The organism is Tunturibacter gelidoferens, from assembly GCF_040358255.1.
GTDB classification, from domain to species: domain Bacteria; phylum Acidobacteriota; class Terriglobia; order Terriglobales; family Acidobacteriaceae; genus Edaphobacter; species Edaphobacter gelidiferens.
On record NZ_CP132938.1, the window covers coordinates 2,084,589 to 2,102,734 of the forward strand.

At 58.8% G+C, this 18,146-nt stretch carries 14 protein-coding genes; 7 read left to right on the forward strand and 7 right to left on the reverse strand.

Features of this window, described 5'->3' with window-relative positions; all coding sequences use genetic code 11:
- Positions 1-5: 5 nt before the first annotated feature.
- From RBB81_RS09235 to RBB81_RS09245, 3 genes are all read left to right on the forward strand, one after another.
- Complete coding sequence (locus RBB81_RS09235; protein WP_179581652.1) at positions 6-362, forward strand: cupin domain-containing protein; 357 nt, start codon at positions 6-8, stop codon at positions 360-362.
- Positions 363-694: 332 nt separating this feature from the next.
- The gene (locus tag RBB81_RS09240) at positions 695-1,993 is read left to right on the forward strand and encodes an alginate export family protein (protein ID WP_353073475.1); all 1,299 of its coding nucleotides are present in this window, start codon (positions 695-697) and stop codon (positions 1,991-1,993) included.
- Positions 1,994-2,131: 138 nt separating this feature from the next.
- Positions 2,132-3,382 (forward strand): cupin domain-containing protein, encoded by a 1,251-nt coding sequence (locus RBB81_RS09245; protein ID WP_353073476.1) that lies wholly within the window; start codon positions 2,132-2,134, stop codon positions 3,380-3,382.
- 77 nt (positions 3,383-3,459) lie between these two features.
- Here the strand turns inward: RBB81_RS09245 and RBB81_RS09250 are convergent, their stop codons facing one another.
- Positions 3,460-4,401, reverse strand: coding sequence for a branched-chain amino acid transaminase (locus RBB81_RS09250; RefSeq protein WP_183789622.1), 942 nt, complete (start codon positions 4,399-4,401; stop codon positions 3,460-3,462).
- Positions 4,402-4,465: 64 nt separating this feature from the next.
- On the opposite strand from RBB81_RS09250, the gene RBB81_RS09255 reads away from it, so the two are divergent.
- Positions 4,466-5,143, forward strand: a complete 678-nt coding sequence (locus RBB81_RS09255; protein ID WP_353073477.1) for a MarC family protein — start codon at positions 4,466-4,468, stop codon at positions 5,141-5,143.
- 129 nt (positions 5,144-5,272) lie between these two features.
- Positions 5,273-6,673 carry an ergothioneine biosynthesis protein EgtB gene (egtB, locus tag RBB81_RS09260; protein ID WP_353073478.1) on the forward strand — a complete coding sequence of 467 codons (1,401 nt, stop codon included), beginning with the start codon at positions 5,273-5,275 and terminating at the stop codon, positions 6,671-6,673.
- Between the two features lie 87 nt (positions 6,674-6,760).
- On the opposite strand, the gene RBB81_RS09265 is transcribed toward egtB, so the two are convergent.
- Positions 6,761-8,293, reverse strand: coding sequence for a glycoside hydrolase family 1 protein (locus tag RBB81_RS09265; protein ID WP_353073479.1), 1,533 nt, complete (start codon positions 8,291-8,293; stop codon positions 6,761-6,763).
- Between the two features lie 94 nt (positions 8,294-8,387).
- Between RBB81_RS09265 and RBB81_RS09270 the strand changes: the two genes are divergently transcribed.
- The gene (locus RBB81_RS09270; protein ID WP_353073480.1) at positions 8,388-8,570 is read left to right on the forward strand and encodes a DUF5522 domain-containing protein; all 183 of its coding nucleotides are present in this window, start codon (positions 8,388-8,390) and stop codon (positions 8,568-8,570) included.
- Positions 8,571-8,582: 12 nt separating this feature from the next.
- Here the strand turns inward: RBB81_RS09270 and RBB81_RS09275 are convergent, their stop codons facing one another.
- The 4 genes from RBB81_RS09275 to RBB81_RS09290 form a co-directional block, all read right to left on the reverse strand.
- Positions 8,583-9,494, reverse strand: coding sequence for a tetratricopeptide repeat protein (locus tag RBB81_RS09275; protein WP_353073481.1), 912 nt, complete (start codon positions 9,492-9,494; stop codon positions 8,583-8,585).
- Between the two features lie 65 nt (positions 9,495-9,559).
- Positions 9,560-11,749, reverse strand: coding sequence for a VWA domain-containing protein (locus RBB81_RS09280; RefSeq protein WP_183789614.1), 2,190 nt, complete (start codon positions 11,747-11,749; stop codon positions 9,560-9,562).
- A gap of 11 nt (positions 11,750-11,760) precedes the next feature.
- On the reverse strand, positions 11,761-15,276 hold the full coding sequence (locus tag RBB81_RS09285) for a TonB-dependent receptor (RefSeq protein WP_353073482.1): 3,516 nt from the start codon (positions 15,274-15,276) through the stop codon (positions 11,761-11,763).
- Between the two features lie 8 nt (positions 15,277-15,284).
- The gene (locus RBB81_RS09290) at positions 15,285-16,115 is read right to left on the reverse strand and encodes a hypothetical protein (protein ID WP_353073483.1); all 831 of its coding nucleotides are present in this window, start codon (positions 16,113-16,115) and stop codon (positions 15,285-15,287) included.
- Between the two features lie 155 nt (positions 16,116-16,270).
- Between RBB81_RS09290 and RBB81_RS09295 the strand changes: the two genes are divergently transcribed.
- Positions 16,271-17,005, forward strand: a complete 735-nt coding sequence (locus tag RBB81_RS09295; protein ID WP_179581660.1) for a VIT1/CCC1 transporter family protein — start codon at positions 16,271-16,273, stop codon at positions 17,003-17,005.
- A 441-nt stretch (positions 17,006-17,446) separates the two neighbouring features.
- Here RBB81_RS09295 and RBB81_RS09300 read toward each other — a convergent pair whose 3' ends face one another.
- The gene (locus tag RBB81_RS09300; protein WP_179581661.1) at positions 17,447-17,998 is read right to left on the reverse strand and encodes a DUF4337 domain-containing protein; all 552 of its coding nucleotides are present in this window, start codon (positions 17,996-17,998) and stop codon (positions 17,447-17,449) included.
- Between the last annotated feature and the right edge of the window lie 148 nt (positions 17,999-18,146).

Below are 18,146 nucleotides of genomic sequence, written 5' to 3' on the forward strand. Positions count from 1 at the left end.
TCGCGATGACACAGATCGTCAGCCCGCAAACCGCCGAGCATTACAAATGGGGTGGTCCTCGAGGAGAGGACTGCGACGGCTGGCATCTCGTCAGGACTCCAGATCTCAGCGTCATCGAAGAGCTCATGCCGCCGGGCACGAGTGAGGTCCAACATCTCCACCTCCATTCGCGCCAGTTCTTCTACGTTCTCGCGGGAGAGTTGACCATTGACGTGGAGCAACACAGCTTCGTTCTTCACGCCGGCACTGGCCTCGAGGTTTCTCCCGGGCAGCGTCATCGGGTTTTCAATCGCGGTACGAACCCGACGCGCCTGCTTGTCACGAGTCAACCTCCGAGCCATGGCGACAGGGTCAACACCTGACGAGCGATAACGGAACAACAGGAGTCGCGGCACAAGGAAGGCCATTTCAAACCACTGATGCTTTTCGCCTTATCGTACGTCCTTCCTGTGTTGGTTTATTCCCACTGCCGCTACTGCCGATCTATTGATCGACGGACGTAAATTAAATTCAATACCTTTGGGTGTCTGATGGGGAAGGGGTTCTTCGCATATCAGATAGTGGGAGAATTGTGGTCTTTCAGTTGGCTGGAATTTCATTTGGTTCTTTTTCCACGCGATCCGCTCGACCCGTCTCGCAAAGGCTGGCGTTAACTCTGGGATTGTTCACTGTTTTGTCTCAAGGGTCACAGGCATTGGCGCAAGAGGCCGCCGCCCGCTACATCGAGTATCCGCAGCTTCAGGGCAAGGTACAGCCGTTGCAGTTGGAAGCCTTGCCGAAGTGGGCCACCATAGACTTTCAGCTTCGCGGACGTTTCGAGAATCAGTCTTCGGACGACTACATCTCCGGCAACGGGCAGTCCTATCTTCTGACTCGGGTCTACGGCGGGTTGGAGATCCGTCCGACAAAGTGGCTCACGGGATATATCCAGTTCATAGACACCCACGCCCTGGGACTGCCGTTGAAGTATGTATCAGCGAATCAGCGCGACGTCTTCGATGACCGGCAGGCGTACCTCGAATTCCATTTCAAGCAAACGAAGATCTTCGCCGGACGGCAGGAGCTGAAGTATGGCGGCGAGCGGCTGGTCGGTATCAGCGACTGGACCAACAACAGCCGCACCTGGGACGGCTTCCTCGGGTGCTATGGAGATAACAATCGGATCGACGTCTTCAGCACTTCGGTAGTGGAGGTTCATGCTACTTCGCTCGACAAGCATGGAGCGGGCCTAACCTTCCACGGCGCGGTCGGCACTATTGGAACGTGGGTACCCCATGCGGTCCTTCAGCCGTTTGTCTTTATCAAAGCCCTTCCGCGCGTACAGGGTGCAAATGGCGTCTTCGGCACCGAGACAACGGTGACGCCTGGTGCGGAATTCGCCGGCGACTTTGGCGGATTCGACTTCGACGTCCTCGGAGCGCTCCAGCGCGGCAGCTACTCGAACGAGTCGATCGAAGCCGCTGCCGGCTACGTCAAGGCCGGTTACGTTGCATCACACCTTCCATGGCAGCCGCGTCTGCAGGCGGAGTATGACTATGCCTCGGGCAACCCGCATACGAATCCCTTTCGCATGGGCACCTTCGATCAGCAGTATCCCAGCAATCACAACGCGTTCGGCCTGACCGATCTGTTCGGATACCAGAACATCAAGCAGGAGCGGATCAATCTGGATCTGACTCCGGTCAAACATCTCTCCCTGTTGATCCAGGAGGAGTCCCTGCAGGTCGCGTCCAGGTTTGACAACGTCTACAGCGGCAGCGCAGGGACGACCATCAAAGCGCCCACTGCTGGATTTCGCAGCGGAGATCTCGGACATGAGTTCGATGCCTCCGGCAAGTATGTCTTTCGTGACTACCTCGTGCTGAACGTCGGCGTCGGCCACCTGTCGTCAGGCACGCTGCTGCGGGAGAACTCGCATGGAACTCCGTTAACGCTTGCCTACTTCGGATTGACCTACCGATTCAGGTTGGATCACAAGAGTGTCGCTCCGTAGCGGGTCCCCTCTGGAGGAGAAAGTCGTCAGCGCGTCGGAAGGCAACAACTGTTACATGCTTCTAATGGTGGAGGTATCTGATATCTCCGGGTACGATCAAATCACAGAGGGTAGTTCATCAGGGAGGATGTTCCAAAAATGGATGAGGAAAAAGATCAGTCGAAGGTAAGCCGGCGCAGGTTTCTCGAAGCCAGTTCGGCAATGCTGGTAGCGGCGGCAGGCATGCAGGTCGCCCAGGGTCAGGAAAAATCTGTAGCCACCCCAAACCATCCGGGCGTCAACGAGAGCCAGCCACTCCCCATCAACAGCGCCCTTGATGATCAGAATCCGTCGTCGGTATGGGCGCCGGAGACCGACTCCGGCGGTCAGCCTCCCTTCAAGTATCCGTTTTCATTTGCCCACAAGCGTATCGAAGAGGGCGGCTGGACCAGGCAGGTGACGGTTCGTGACCTGCCCATCTCGAAAAAGATGGCCGGCGTCCAAATGAGGCTCATCAAGGGCGGCATTCGCGAGCTCCATTGGCACGTCGGCTCAGAGTGGGCATTTATGATCTCCGGAACCGCGCGCATCACCGCAGTCGACCAGCAGGGCCGGGCGTTCGTAGAGGATGTAAGCGCCGGCGACCTGTGGCTCTTTCCTGGTGGAATTCCTCACTCGATTCAAGGCGTCGGCGAAGATGGCGCGACCTTCCTGCTCGTCTTCGATGACGGAAACTTCAACGAGTTTCAGACGTTTCTGCTGACCGACTGGCTGACCCACACCCCAAAGGAGGTTCTGGCGAAGAACTTCGACGTGCCGGCATCCACCTTTGACAAGGTGCCGAAGAAAGAGCTGTTCATCTTCGAGCGCCCGTTGCCCCGTCCGCTCGAGGAGGAGAAGCGCGATGCCTCTGCTGGAACCGGGATGGTGCCAAATACGTTCGCCTTCTTTACCGGGAAGATGCAGCCGACTAAGGTCTCAAAGGGCGGCGAGGTCAAGATCGTCGATCAGAAAAACTTCCCGGCAACAAACATCGCTGCTGCGATCGTTACGCTGAAGCCGGGCGGCCTGCGCGAACTCCACTGGCACCCCAATGAAGACGAGTGGCAGTACTACGTCAAAGGAAAAGGAAGAATGACGGTCTTCACAGCGGGAGGTCATGCTCGAACTATGGACTTCGAGGAGGGCGACGTTGGCTACATCGATCGGTCTGCCCCGCACTACATCGAGAACACCGGCGACTCGGATCTCGTCTTCCTGGAGGTCTTCCCGACCGCTCACTACGAAGACATCTCTCTTGCAGAGTGGTTGGCCCATACTCCCTCGCGTCTGGTGGACGAGCACATCGCCACTGGCGAAGATTTTCTTCGCAACATTGCCAGGAAGAAGACGGTCATCACTCCCGAATAAACGCGAAGGAGCTCGCACCTACAAGAAAGAGGCAGCCGCTATGGCTGCCTCTTCTCTATTTTTGACCGTCCAGTTGCTTACACGCCGACTGGTTCGCCGACCTTCACATTCACTGGCGTCAGCCAGTTGTGGCGGTCAGGAAGTGTGCCATGGACGATGCCGAAGAACTCATCGTGCAGCGCTTTGGTAATCGGGCCCATCGTGCCGTCGCCAACCATAATCCGATCGACCGAACGGAGATGGGTCACCTCTGCCGCTGTGCCGGTGAAGAAGGCTTCATCGCAGATATAGAGCATCTCGCGGGGAAGCGCCTGCTCGACCACTTCGATGCCAAGCTGCTTCGCCAGCGTAAGAACGGAGCTGCGGGTGATGCCGTTCAGCACCGAGTTCGCCAGCGGTGTGGTGTACAGCACGCCGCCGCGTACCAGGAACAGGTTCTCGCCCGATCCTTCGGAGAGGTAGCCATTCGTATCCAGGCCAATGCCTTCGGAGTAGCCGTTGATCTCGGCCTCCATGCGAATCAGCTGCGAGTTCATGTAGTTCGCTCCGGCCTTGGCCAGCGTCGGCATCGTGTTCGGGGCGAGCCGGCTCCAACTCGACACGCAGACATCGGCTCCGGAGGTGCCGGGAACATACTTGCCCCAGGGATAGTTCGCGATGTACACCTCAACGGGCGACTTCAGCGGATTGACGCCAAGCTCACCATACCCACGAAACGCGATCGGGCGAATGTAGCACGGAGCGACGCCATTGGCTTCCACTACATCGATGACTGCGGCCGAGAGCTGCTCCACGTTGTAGGGAAGCGGCATCCGGTAGATCTTGGCCGAATCGACCAGCCGAGCCATGTGCTCCGGCAGGCGGAAGATGCTTGCAGCGTTGGGCTGCGCGTAGCAGCGAATGCCCTCAAAAACGGAAGAGCCGTAGTGGACGACGTGGGACATAACGTGAATCTGAGCTTTGTCCCAGGGGATGAGGCTACCGTTGTGCCAGATGTTCGTGGTGGTCTGTATGGGCATTCGTACGCTCCTAAGCGCTGAAGGATCATTATAGCGGTTGCCCGTCATGGGAGAATAGGGAGTGATGTTCAATCCCCATGCCGTCAGTCTCGCGGGGTTGGAGCACTCGGCGTACGTGCAGTTTTCTGTTCTCGCGCTCAGCTCCATCTTCTTTCTCGTCGACCCGTTCGCAGCTCTGCCCACCTTTCTCGCGGTGACGGCGGGTGCGGATGCGCCGCGTCGACGAAAGATGGCCTGGAAGGCGTCGGTCACGGCGCTGGTCGTGCTCAGCGCGTTCGCCGTGGCCGGGCAGTACATCTTCAAGATGTTCGGCATCACCCTTCCGGCCTTCGAGATCGCCGGCGGCATCATCCTCCTGCTCATCGGTCTGGACATGCTCGAGGCCAAACGCTCGCCTACTCAGGAGTCAACTGAGGAGACCACGGAAGCAGCTCAGAAAGAAGATGCAGGCATCGTTCCTCTCGGAATTCCGATGCTCGCCGGCCCAGGCTCCATCACGAGCGTGATGGTATTAGTCGGCCAGGCGCAGACGCGCTGGCAGATGATCGCGATTCTAGTGTCGATCTTCATCACGGCCGCCATCTGCTACCTCGTCCTCGGAAACTCCGACCGCGTGGCTCGGGCCATGGGAGAGACCGGCGTCAGAATCCTCGTCCGCATCATGGGTCTGCTGTTGGTTGCCCTTGCGGTGCAATACTTTGTGAACGGCATGGTCGATCTCGGCGTTATCAACAAACCGTAAGCGATTTTGAGCTGTCTCTAAAGACCGTTTGCGCATATGCTGGCATTAATCGTCGGGTAACTTTTCGGCAACTTTGACCTCTAACCGGGCATCACATCTCCGTCCTCGATCTTACGAAGCGAGAAGAATATGTCCCAGACCGTAGAAGCAAACGCCGCAGCAACATCACTCCTCGCTCGATACAAAGCCGTTCGCCAGGCGAGCAAGAATCTTTGTCGTCCCTTATCCCCTGAGGACATGATGGTTCAGTCCTCTCCCGAAGCCAGTCCGGTCAAGTGGCATCTCGCCCACACCAGCTGGTTCTTCGAGACCTTCGTTCTACGCGAATTCGCCGCCGGCTACCAGCCTTATCATCCCGACTTCCACTGGCTCTTCAACAGCTACTACAACTCGCTCGGCGAGATGCCGGAGAAAAAACTCCGCGCCTCTTTCTCCCGCCCTCCCCTCGAATCGATCCTCGCCTACCGCACCCACGTCGACGCCGCAATGACTGCCCTCATGCAGCATCCGCTCGAAGACGAGGCCGCCCGCCGCATCGCCCTCGGCCTCGAGCACGAGCAACAGCATCAGGAGCTCATCGCCACCGACATCAAGCACGCTCTCTTCACCAACCCGCTGCATCCTCCCTACATCGACGGACCCGCCAAGCAGAAACTCGACACTATCGCACCGCCTCTCGATTGGATCGACTTCGCCGGCGGCATCACCGAGATCGGCTTTAAACTCGACTCCGCCGATCCTATTCAATCGGTATCCTTCTTCGCCTTCGACAACGAGACTCCGCGTCACCCCGTCTATCTCGCGCCCTACCGCCTCGCCACACGGCTGGTCACCTGCGCTGAGTATCTCGCCTTCATCGACCAGAACGGCTACAACCGCCCCGAGCTCTGGCTCTCCGAGGGCTGGACCACCAACCGAGCCGAGGGCTGGCAGGCGCCCCTCTACTGGCGTCGCGACGAAGAGACGAACTCCGGCTGGTCCATCTACACCATGAACGGCTTTCGTTCGCTCGACGACCTCAGCGAGACCCCCGTCTGCCACCTCAGCTTCTTCGAGGCCGACGCCTACGCCCGCTGGGCCGGGCACCGTCTCCCCACCGAGTTCGAGTGGGAGCACGCCGCCAGCCAGCTTGGCCTTCTACGCAAAGAGGTCAACTCACAACCCGCGCTCCTCACCTACCAGCCGGACCCCGCGCAGAAGCTCACCGCCATCCCGGCCGTTCAGGCGAACCTCTTCGAGACCGGCAACCTCCACCCGACACCAGCTTCGGCAGTCTCCGGCCTCCAGCAGATCTTCGGCGACGTCTGGGAGTGGACCGCCAGCGGCTACACCGGCTATCCCGGATACAAGCCGCTGCCAGGCGCACTCGGCGAGTACAACGGCAAGTTCATGTCGTCTCAGGTCATTCTTCGCGGAGGCTCCTGCGTTACGCCAACCACCCATATCCGCGCCACCTATCGAAACTTCTTCTCGCCCTCCACGCGCTGGCAGTTCTCCGGCCTGCGCCTCGCCCAGGACGTCTCGAAATAACCTGAACACCCGCGCGCGAATAAGAGCCTCCCGCGAGCCACACCACGCGAGGCTTCTCCATTGAAAGCTCACCCACCGAGCTACTCCTCAAGTGAGCCGATTCGAGCCCGCAACTCGCCCATACCAGAGTCCCGAATCCTTCACGATCCGCCTCTGATCGCGGAAGTCGACATAAGTCAACCCGTATCGCTGCGTGAATCCGTCTGCCCACTCGAAGTTATCGACCAGACTCCACGCGTGATACGCACGAACCTTCGCTCCATCCGCAATTGCCCGCGCCAACTCGGCCAGAATCTCCCGATGAAACGCAATCCGCCGCGCATCAGGAACCCGCCCACTGGCATCAGGCCCATCCAGATAGCAGCAGCCATTCTCGCTGATCTCGATAATCGGGTGGTTGAACTCCCGCGAGATCTGCGTCACCAGGTCATAGATGCCACGCGGCCAGATCTCCAGCCCAGCTTCCGTCAACGGCCCCTCGGTCGGCATCTCCACATGCATCTGCGTCAGCGGATCACGTGCTGCCCCTCCTCCCTCACCCTCGGTCTCCGTGCCGAAGTGTCCCCCAACCCCCGCACTCCCGCTAGCATTCGATACGACTCGCCGGGTGTAGTAGTGGAACCCAACCCAATCCAGCGGAACCTTCATGATCTTCTCATCGCCCGCTTTGAATCCCATCGCCTCATACGGCGTCGCGCCAACAAACGCCTTGGGATACTCCCCATGCATCGCGGGATTTAAAAAGTAGAGGTTGTTCATCGCGTGATACCGCGCCGTGGCTGCTCGATCCGCCTCACTGTCGGTCTTCGGATACGCCGGGGCCATCCCGTAAGCGCTGCCCACAGTAGCCTTCGCCGACGCCGCCTTGATCGCGCGAAACGCCTCGCCCTGCGCTAGGTTCACCGTATGCGCAGCCTTGAGAAACTGATTGAAGTCCGACTTGCACGGAGGAAAGACACCGACTCCGTAGCCATAGTAGGTAAACGTCCACGGCATGTTGAAGGGAGCCCACGTCGTGATCCGATCGCCCAAATGCTTCGCAAGAATCCCTGCGAAATCCGCATAATATGACGCCAGATCGCGGTTCGGCCACCCTCCGCGGTCTTCAAGCGCCTGCGGCAGATCCCAGTGATAGATGGTGCAGAACGGGCGAATCCCGGCTTCCATCAACGCATCGACCAGCCGACTGTAGTGGTCGATACCCTTCTGATTTACCGGTCCCGTTCCACTCGGCTGCACCCGTGACCACGACGTAGAAAACCGATAGCTCTTTTGATTGAGCCGCTTCAGAATCGCGATGTCGTCTTTGTAGAGGTGATATTGGTCGCAGGCGACGTCGGCCTTAGCCCCACCCTTCACCTTTCCAACCGTGTGCGCGAACCGATCCCAGTTCGATTCGCCCTTCCCATCGACGTTCCACGCGCCCTCTACCTGGTACGCCGCCGAAGCCATCCCCCACAAAAATCCATCCGGGAAGTGCGCACCTTCAATCTCAGATTCTGCTAAGGACCCCGGAACTCGGTCCTGCAACGTCGCTGAACTCGCCGCCAGCCCAGGGCTCGAAAACAGGGCGGCGCTTCCAGTGGCAAAGGAACTCCTCAAAAAAGTACGACGATCCATCCCAGACCCTCTTTTGAAAATGAAGCCCCGCAGTCGCCCCACCCGCAGGTCTCAAACTGATCTAGGATTATGTCAGCAATGCAGGACTCGATCAATGCAGGATTCCATCAAACCCGTCGTCATCCCACCCTCTGCTCCACCCTCTGACGACGCGCCTCAGGAACTCCTGCCCGAAGACTTCTACTACGAAGGCCCATACCTCGTATTCACGGCCGCCTACCATCTCAAGCGCGGCTACTGTTGTAACTCAGATTGTCGTCACTGCCCTTACAAATAGGTCAATCCCAATTCAGTTGGGGATCTGTGGCAGCAGTGGTGGAACACCACCGTTGCGCGCATCGGCAACCGCGGTCTTCTGATTCCGCAGAGCATTCGCGTTCCGCACCAGGCTTATCACGCGCGGATCTTTGCGATACTTCGCCAGCACCTCGTCTGAATTCATCGATCCCAGCACGTCGAATCCGCCCTCACTGGAAAGCGTGAGGTAGCGAAGCATATTCTCTTCATCGCCGCGATGAGCATAGAGCCTCGCTATCTCGAAGCAGTAATGCGCATGATCCGCTGGCGAGAGCATGTGAGCCTCTATTCCGCTCGCTCCGTGGTGTTGCATCATGTCCGGATCCAGTGTCAGCGCGATATCGAACTGTCGACGCGCCTTCTCGAAGTCCTTCTCTTCAAAGTAAGCTGTTCCAAGGTTGGAGTGATAGATCGCGGACTTCTTGTCCAGCTTGATCGCTTTGCTGTAGTCGGAGACAGCGTTCCCGTAGCGCCCTTCCACATATTCGGCCGCCCCAAGGTTGTTCCATCCCTGTGCGTTCTTCTTCTGCAGATGAACCACCCGCTGGAAATAAGTCCGCGCAACCTCGATGTGCCTCAGATCAAGCTCTGTGACCCCCATTCGAATCAACAGCTCCTGCTCCGGGCCGCCGCGCTGCAGGGCATAGCCGTAATAGACCAGGGCATCTTCCGGAAAACGCCGCGCGCGCAGAACGTCGCCAGCTATCTCCAGTTTTTGCGGGCTCGCAGTCGCCGGATCAGGGAGATGCGGCTCGATCGCGAACCAGTCTGCGCTTTGATGTCGTAAATCGCGAGCCGCGTCGGGGGTAGCGGATGTCGAAAGCTTCTGCGACGTCAGGGGAGAGTTGGAAAGCACCAAACCGAGAACAGGGAGGAGAAGAGTCAAGCGAAGTTGCGGTCTCATACGAGGACCTCACTAATTCGCCATCATCATCGGCCTCGCATTTATCACTGTCAATAGCCACTTCGCTAGGGTTTCATAGGACCACCAGAGGTAACCGGCGCGCCAGTAGCGGCTGCAGGAGCCACAACCGGCGCGGCTCCCGGCTCTACCCTCATCGCCATCCGGGGAAAGCTGAAGCTTCCACCGGCATCATCGATCACGTTCACCTGGCATACATAGGTCCCAGGTTTCAGCGGTGTTAGCGGCACATCGAACTGGAACGCCACGGCGCCCCGCTCGGGAATGTTAACCGCTTTGGCCTCAACTAGCGGCGTTTCATACACTTTCACGCCCCCAATCAGAAATTCGATGCTGGTCAGCACCCTTACCGGTCCGCCCTCCCTCCGCGTCAAACCCGGAGAACTCGCAGGTTCGGGCGAACCCCTCTCCTTCGCCGGGTCGTACACCTCGTACAGAAAGTAGAGATGCTGATCCTGCCGAAAGACATGAGGCACATTCGGAATCCACTCCATCCCGTCCCGCACCAGCGGGCTAGCCGTCTTCTTCGCCGTATTCGGCACCCGCTGGCTCGACAGTACAATCGAGCTCAGCTTCAGCGGAATCTTCTTCAGATCCGGCACCTGCAGGTCGGTCTCGAAGCTCCCCATCGCTCCCGTCTGGTTCTCCCTCACCACAAACTTCAGGTGGTATCTCCCGGGAGCCAGCGTAAAGCCCGTCGAATACTGGATCTTCTTCTGTTGAACCTGCTGCGCCGCATCCAGCGCCAGCTTCACCGTATCGCGAACATTCCCGACGACGATCCCTTCAGCGTTCTTCACCTGGCCGATGATGTCGATATTTGCCTTGTCCCGGTCGCCGTTCTTCACGCTGTGGATCTGCGACCCCGGAATGATTAGCGACACAGGAACAAAAAACTTGTTATCCCCCATCCGGAAGTACAACGCTTGCAGATACACCGCAAAATCGGTCGCCGGGAGATCGCTTCGCAGCTCCTCCATCAAGGCTTGCTCCCGGTCTTCTGTCTTCTGGTGCTGAAAGTCTGCCGGAGCGTAGTATCCGGGCCGGTAGTCGAGCTTCACATCGGTGCGATTCAGCTTCACCGTCAGGTGTCGGAAGCTTCCATCCCGCGCCGTATTGGTCGACCGGAAACCGACGATGTAGTAAGCCTCTGTGTCATGCTGCACCTGCTGAAACGCAGGCGCAAAATCATTCGAATCAAAGAACGCCTTCCCGCCCGTGTCGGAGGAGAGCGTCGCCAACGTCTCCTGCGAGCCAAAGTTCGCATCCAGCTGGCTCTGCATCGCGCCTCCGCTGTAAGCCGCTGTCCCTCGCAAACTCCCAGTCGACGCGTTGCCCACCGGTGGCAGAGCCTCCAGCCCGCGCGAATCCACGCTGTAGATCGCCATGTTGGCCTTCACCGCTTCATTCGTCGCCGCACGCATACTCGCCTGGTTTTCGATCCCCTGTCGCGTCAACCCACCGCTGAAGTACAACAGGCTCTTCCTCTGATCCACCCTCTCCAGACTCTTCGCAATCGTCCGGATCGCATACAGCTCGCGATCCGTATTCAGCGCGTTGTACTCGCTGTCGTCCGAGGTAAAGCTCGAAGCATCATCCGCCGTCCCACCCGAGTTGCCTCCCTCGTTCCCATTTGCAAACCCCGTCCCCTCGGTTCCGTTGTACTTGCCCAAACCCCTCAGCAGGGCCACCTTGTCGGAGGTAAAATCCTGATCCATGCTGAGACCAGTGGCCATGCTCACCAACGCCACCAGATCTGCCGGCTGCATCTTTTTCTTCACGTAGTCCTGCGCAGACTCCACCGCCCGGTCGATGTCCTCCGGCTGCATGCTGCTCAAATCGAAGAACATCACGATCAACCGGTGATCCCGCAGCGATGCCGGATTAGCGGCAAACTCGCCATTCACCAGATCCGCAATCGTAGCCTTCCCGATGACGGTAGATTTCTCCCGCAGCACCGCGGCTTCATCGACATTCTGATAGTCAAAACTCTCAATCTTCTGCGGCTTTCCATTCTCCAGAATCGTAAAGTCGCTCGCCTTCAACCCCTTTACCACCTCGCCTGTCTTCTTGTCCCGAACCACCACGTTGGTCAGCACGATATCGCTCTGCACCTTCAGCGTGAAGCCACCCGACTGGTCCGGCTGCTGCGCCCATCCAGCCACGGGCATCCCTGCAATCACGCCCACCAGAGTCGCAGCCACCATTCGCAAACCTAAGGCCCGTCGCAAACTCATCGCCCCGCTCCTCAAAACCGGTACCGCGCCAGCACCGTCAACCGCCGCATCGCCGCCGCTGAGGTCACCTGCCCAAACGTCTGCGAGTTCAACGTCGTATCAATCCCCGAGTACTGCACCGTGTTGAAGACATTATTCGCCGTCACCCTCGCCTCAAACGACCGCGTCTCCCCCAGTGCCACCGTCCGAGACAGCGAAGCATCCACCGCCACGATCCCCGGCCCTTCGATCGACCCGCGCGACGCCGTTCCATATCCGTTCGCTGGAGCCGTAAACGCCGCCGTGTTGAACCAGTTCAGAATATTTCCCCTCCCCGGAATCGGCTCAGAGAACACCCTGTCCGGTCGCAGAGTATTGTTCGTCCCCGTAGCCGTCTCCGCCACCGTCGAAACATAGTGCGGCGTAAAGTAAGTCCCCGAAGCAAACGTAAAGTCGCCCGACAGAGAAAACCCGTCCAGCGCCCGCGACCAGAATCCCCCCTTCGTCAGGAAAGCCCGATTCGGCCCGAACGGCAGCTCCAGCACCCAGTTTCCCGTCACCTGGTGCCGCACGTCGAACGAACTATTTCCCTCCTCCGCATTCAAATCCATATCGTTCTGCGCCGGCACCACCGTCGTCCCGCCAATCGACGAAGCATTGTCAATCGAGTGCCCATAGTGATACGTCGCCTGCAGCGAAACTCCCTTCTGCAGCCGCTTCCTCACATTCACACTCAGCTGTTCGAACCGCGAAAACCCCAGCGAATCCTCATAGTTGTACGGCTGTGCCCCCGGATTCAGCACGCCAGTCGCAGTTCGGTTCGGCGCCCGCACAATATCGAGCTCTCCACCCTTCGCCCCGTTGTATCCAATATTCGCCACGATCCCCAGCGGAAACGTCCGCTGGATATCCAGGTTCCAAACCTGCACATGCCCCAGCCTGTAGTCCAAATTCGCCGCGTAGTTGTTCTGCACCGGCGTAGTCGAGCAGCCAAACCCATTCGCCAGCGTCAACGTCGTCGGCAAGCATCCCGTCTGCCCCACCACGTTCGTCTGCGTCAGCGCAAACGGCACCTGCGCCGACAGATTCCTCGCCAGAGTCGCATACTGCCCCGTGTTGAAGTTGATCCCATACCCACCGCGCACCACCGTGTCCTTGAAGATCTTCAGCTTCGGCCGATACGCAAACCCCACACGTGGCGAGTACATATTCCTATCCGGATTCACCAGCGACCGCACCGTCCCCGCTCCGCATGCCCCCGCAATCGCCACTGGACACACCGGTATCACCACCGAAAAATCCGCATTATGATCCAGGTTCACCAGCCGATTGTCCTTCTCAACGTATGGCGAAAAATACTCATACCGCAACCCATAGTTCAGCGTCAGATTCGCCAGCACCCGCCAATCATCCTGCGCATACCAGTCAAAAACATTCGCTCGCAGATACGTCTTCTGCGTCGCCGCCTGTATCGCCGACTGCTGCGGCAACCCCAGTAAAAAATCCGCCAGCCCATACCCGCTCGGCGACAACACCGGACACGTCACCGTCGACGAAGGCGTACACCCACTCGCCGGATTCTGAGTCGCGTACCCCGTAAACGTAAACGACCCCACCACATTCGTCCCGCCCACCGTATCCGCATGCACCCGACGAATATCAATTCCATACCGCATGTTGTGTTTCTTATATCTGTAACTCACAAAGTCCGAGAACGAGATCGTTTGATTCACCGCATCGCTCGGCAGCGCCTGCGTCAACCCGGTATAGTTCGAGATCCCCACACTCGGCAGTCCGTTATAGATCCCCGGCTCCCCGCCAATCACCGGCTTCGGAACACTGATGCCCGTCCCATCCAGCGGATTGACGCCATTCGTAAAGTAATTACGCGCCGTAGCGTGCGATCGATTCCAGTTGATCGAAGCATTGTTGGTCAGCTTCCCATATCCAATCGTGTAGCCCGCCGTCACGCCGTACCCGTCCGTCTCAGTCGTACCACCCAGCGGCAAAAAGATATTTCGATTATCTGCAGCTGTATGCGAATAGCTCCCATTAAAGTTGATATTCTGCCGCAGCGTCGCCGGTCCGCTCCCTTGCTGTTGCCTGCGTCCGCCTCCAAAAGTATTGTTCTGCCCAAAGTTCCGCACATATCGCAACGCCGCTGTCGTAGCGTTGTTTCCTGCAGTCGTAATCGTCTGGTAGTTGTACCCCTGTCGTCCCGTCGCCGAGATATTCGGTGCGGGAAAATAGTTCAGCAGCGCCGCAGCCTGCGAAGACACAGGCACCTGATTATTCAAAAATGGCTGCCCCGTCGCAGGGTTATACAGCGTCACCGGAGTCGTCACGCCGCCGACTGTGTTGGTAAGCCCCGAAAAATCTCCGCTCCGCTCGGCCAGCGTCGGCACCGTGCCGTACAGATTCGAAGGTGTCGTATTCCGCTGCCCCGTCAGGTTGAAGAAGACGAACTGCTTTGTACTCGCCTTCACCACTCCCGGAATAAACGGCGACCCGGTAAAGCTCACACCAAACCTGTTCGAGCTATAACTCGGCTTCACCACAGGCGCGCCCGTCAGCGAAAAGTTCGTCGCATCCAACGCACCGTTGCCACCTTGATAGAACACCGCTCCATGCGGCTGCGTAGGATTGAATCCTCGAAACCCTCCTCCCCCACCGCCTCCACCACGTCCCCCTCCACCACCTCCGCCCCGTCCCCCGAATCCTCCGCCCGGGCCGCCAAATCCTCCCCCACCCATCATTCCGCCCAGCATCCCCGCCACCGTATTTGCGATATCGCCAACCGCTCCACCCTGCCGTTGCGCCTGTGCAATCGCATCCTGCACCCGCTCCCGGATGTCGTCTTCGCTATATCCCGCAAGACCATTTGTCTGCCCCACAGCACCATTCACAGTGACCGAATCGCTGGCCGCCGCTTCGCCTCCGCCCAGCCCCGACAACGATGGAAGTTGAGCCCCAGCGTTTCCTCCGCCCGCCGTCGCATCCGCAGACCCCGACGCATCTCCCGTCACACTTAACGCCTGCAATCCACGCGCAACTCCCGCACTCGCTGCCGCCGTCTGCCGCTCCTCCTGCTGTTGCACCCGTGAAGCCAGCTGCAACCCAAACTCCGCCACCTGCGCCGGCTTGCCGCCATTCTGTCCGGCAGCGTTGATTAGAACCTCCTTCGTCTCCGTTGCAAACGCCGCCAGCTCCGTCTTCACCACATAGCGGCCGTTGCGTGGAACCGTCATTGCAAACGCACCATTCACGTCCGTTGTCGTCGCATACTTCTTCCCGGTCAGGGTGTTGCTTGCTGTCACAGCAACTCCTGGCAAGGGAACCGCTCCAGCCTTCACCGTTCCGGTAATCGTCCCGCCACTCGCCTCAACCGCAGCAGGCACCCCCCCATTCTGGGTCACCGCCGGCGTAGCCGGTTGAGTCGGCGTCACAGTCTGCCCCCACGCACTCCCAACCAACGCCAGGCCCAACGCCATCCATCGAATCGATCCCCGCACCTTTACCTCGCCTCGCTCCATCGCCCGACAACTCATGGCTCGCACTACTGTGGAACCGCGCCGGTCTTCGCCGGAGCAGCAGCCCCCGTCGGAGCCGCAGCAGACCCGCTGCCATCAAGCTCGCGTCTTCGCCTTCGCGCCACCGACGCAGCATCAGACACCCCCAGCTCCGTCGGCACAAACAACCCATTCTTCAGCGCCCCTCGTCCCGCTACCGCATCTCCAACCTTCACATCCGCGAGCGTAATACTCTCCCCGGCTGCTCTATCTCCGGAGCCCGCTCCCGCACCGCTCCCTCTTCCACCCCCTGGCCCCAGCTCGGTCACTCCCGCACCGCTCGCAAGTATCCCCATCCCGCGGCCGCCGCGCTTGAACGAGGTCTGCTCATCCACCCCAATCACCTGGGTCACACCATCCGGACGCAACACCGTCAGCTTCAGCGCGTCCATATCGATCGCCGTCACCCTCCCAGTGATATAGACCTTACCCATACCCTCCCGTGCCTTCTTCACCTGTTCGGCGTCCATCACGCCGACAAACACGGCATGTACCGTCTTCGTCGCAGGGTCGAGCACGCCCATCGCCCCCACACCATCGCCCGCCTTGATATCTGCAACCTTCACCGGCTGCCGGTCCTTGCTCACTCGCGTATTTGCCGAGAAAACAACCTGGTACACCTCGCCCGCCTCGGTCTTCACCGTCAAATGGTCGGCGGTCGCGGTCGTCACAGTCCCGCGTACCATCTGCCCACCCGCAAAGACAGGGCCGTCCCCGGGGTCGTCATTCCCCTGCTGAGCGCGCACTGTCGACGGTAGAACTGCCGCAACCATCAGCAGCATCACCGTTCCACAGGGCCCAATCCGCCGCCGTCTCATCTCCCGCCACCGCCTCGCCTTTTATCTCGACTCCAATGCTCATACAGACGATCTCCCAGCGCGAAAGACTCTAGGCGTCCGCAAAACATCCGGTACAACCGCCAAAGCTCAAGGGTTGTTTTCTTCCTGCGCAATAGCTGCACTACACTACCCAAATGCATGAGGTAGCCCACGCACCCCACACCCACGGCCCCCACATCGAAGGCCACTTCGAATCCTCCGAGGCCGTTCGCGATATCGTCATCGGCCTCTCCGACGGCCTCACTGTACCGTTCGCTCTCGCCGCCGGACTCTCCGGCGCAGTCGCCTCCTCGCACATCGTCGTCCTCGCCGGTCTTGCAGAAATAGCCGCTGGCTCCATCGCAATGGGCCTCGGCGGCTACCTCGCCGCCCGCGGAGATGCCGAACACTACGTCTCCGAACGCCTCCGCGAAGAACGAGAGATCGTCGAACGCACCCGCGACGAAGAAGAAGAGATCTACGAGATCTTCGAGCACTACGACGTCGATCGCGCCAGTGCGACACCAGTCCTCAATGCACTCAAAGAGAATCCCACCGCATGGGTCGACTTCATGATGCGCTTCGAACTGGGCCTCGAAGAGCCCGCCGCGAACCGTGCTCACCGCTCAGCACTCACAATCGCAATCTCCTACATCGCCGGTGGCTTCATCCCGCTTCTGCCTTACATGCTCGTGGCGGACAACTTCACCGCACTCAAACTCTCCGTCGTCATCACGCTCATCGCCCTCGCAGTCTTCGGAGCTCTGAAGGGGAAGCTGGTAGGCACCGGCTGGCTGCGCAGCGCCCTCCAGACCGTCCTCATCGGCGGAGCCGCGGCAGCGGTTGCCTATACGCTCGCGCGCCTTCTCAACGCTCATTCAACCACCTAGAACACGTCATCTCGACCGAAGCAACGAACACTTCATCGTTCGTTGCGCAGCGGAGAGATCCCTGTATTTCGCTCAGCGCCACTACGCAGCGCGGGCCATCTCCTATTGACCGCCAAGCGTAAGTTCTCACCCTGTCAAGCCCCCGGAAACCATAAGTCCCATCCAGTCATCAACATCCACGTGGCGTATGAGTTATCACCAGATCGCTATAATGGAATTGGAAGGTAAGAAAAGCCCCGACAGTCATCGGGGCTTTTTTGCATTCACCGGTAACTGCTTTAGAAAGACGTATTTGCGTCTAACTCTTTTGGAATGAATATTTTGCAATTTCGTTTAAAGCGTAAGATATTGAAAATAAGTGGCTTATCGGAAAATACCCCCCAGGGGGTACCTCACCGGACGGTAGGCTCATGACGCCAACCAGCCTTCGAAGGGCTAGATCTAGTGAACGAGCAACGCAGACACCGCGACAATGATCCCGGCTGCCCCAAGTGAGAGCCCAAGAAGAAAATAGGCCCGTTTGCGGGTGAATAGGGTTATCGAGCATAAAACCACCGCAATCTGCAGTAACGCCTCTCCAAGATCATAACGAGAGGCCTTCGCCTCAGCCCGAGTCACCTCAGCTTCGAACTCACGAGCCTTATCCTGCTCCTCGGAGAGATCTTCCTTCCACTTCTCGATGTGAGCCTCATATTCCTTACGCTTTGCTTCAGTAGCAGTTGCGTTGACGGTAGGCTCCATCGCAAGAAGATCCAGCGTGACCGCCAGATTATCCATGCGAATCTTCTTCGCCTGGTACTCATTCCACTGGTCGCCAGCGCGCGATTGCATAAGCACAGCCTCGGTGTGAGTGCGATGCCCAAGCACAGTGACCATCGCAACCAGCACCGCCAGGATCGAGATCCCAAGCGAGATGCTCTTCAACGACTCCCCGCCGGACTCTCCCGACTCCTTCATCTGATTGGCAAATTCCGAGACTTCATTGGCTTCCATAGTGGAACGATTCTAGACCGTGGACCCCCGCCCCGGCGGTGATAAACAAATTTCTAGGAGCAATCGCAGTCAACACGCAAATAAATGAACATTTCTTACCCGCGTATTTACTGGACGAAAACAACTTTTCTACAGGAAACCGAGATTA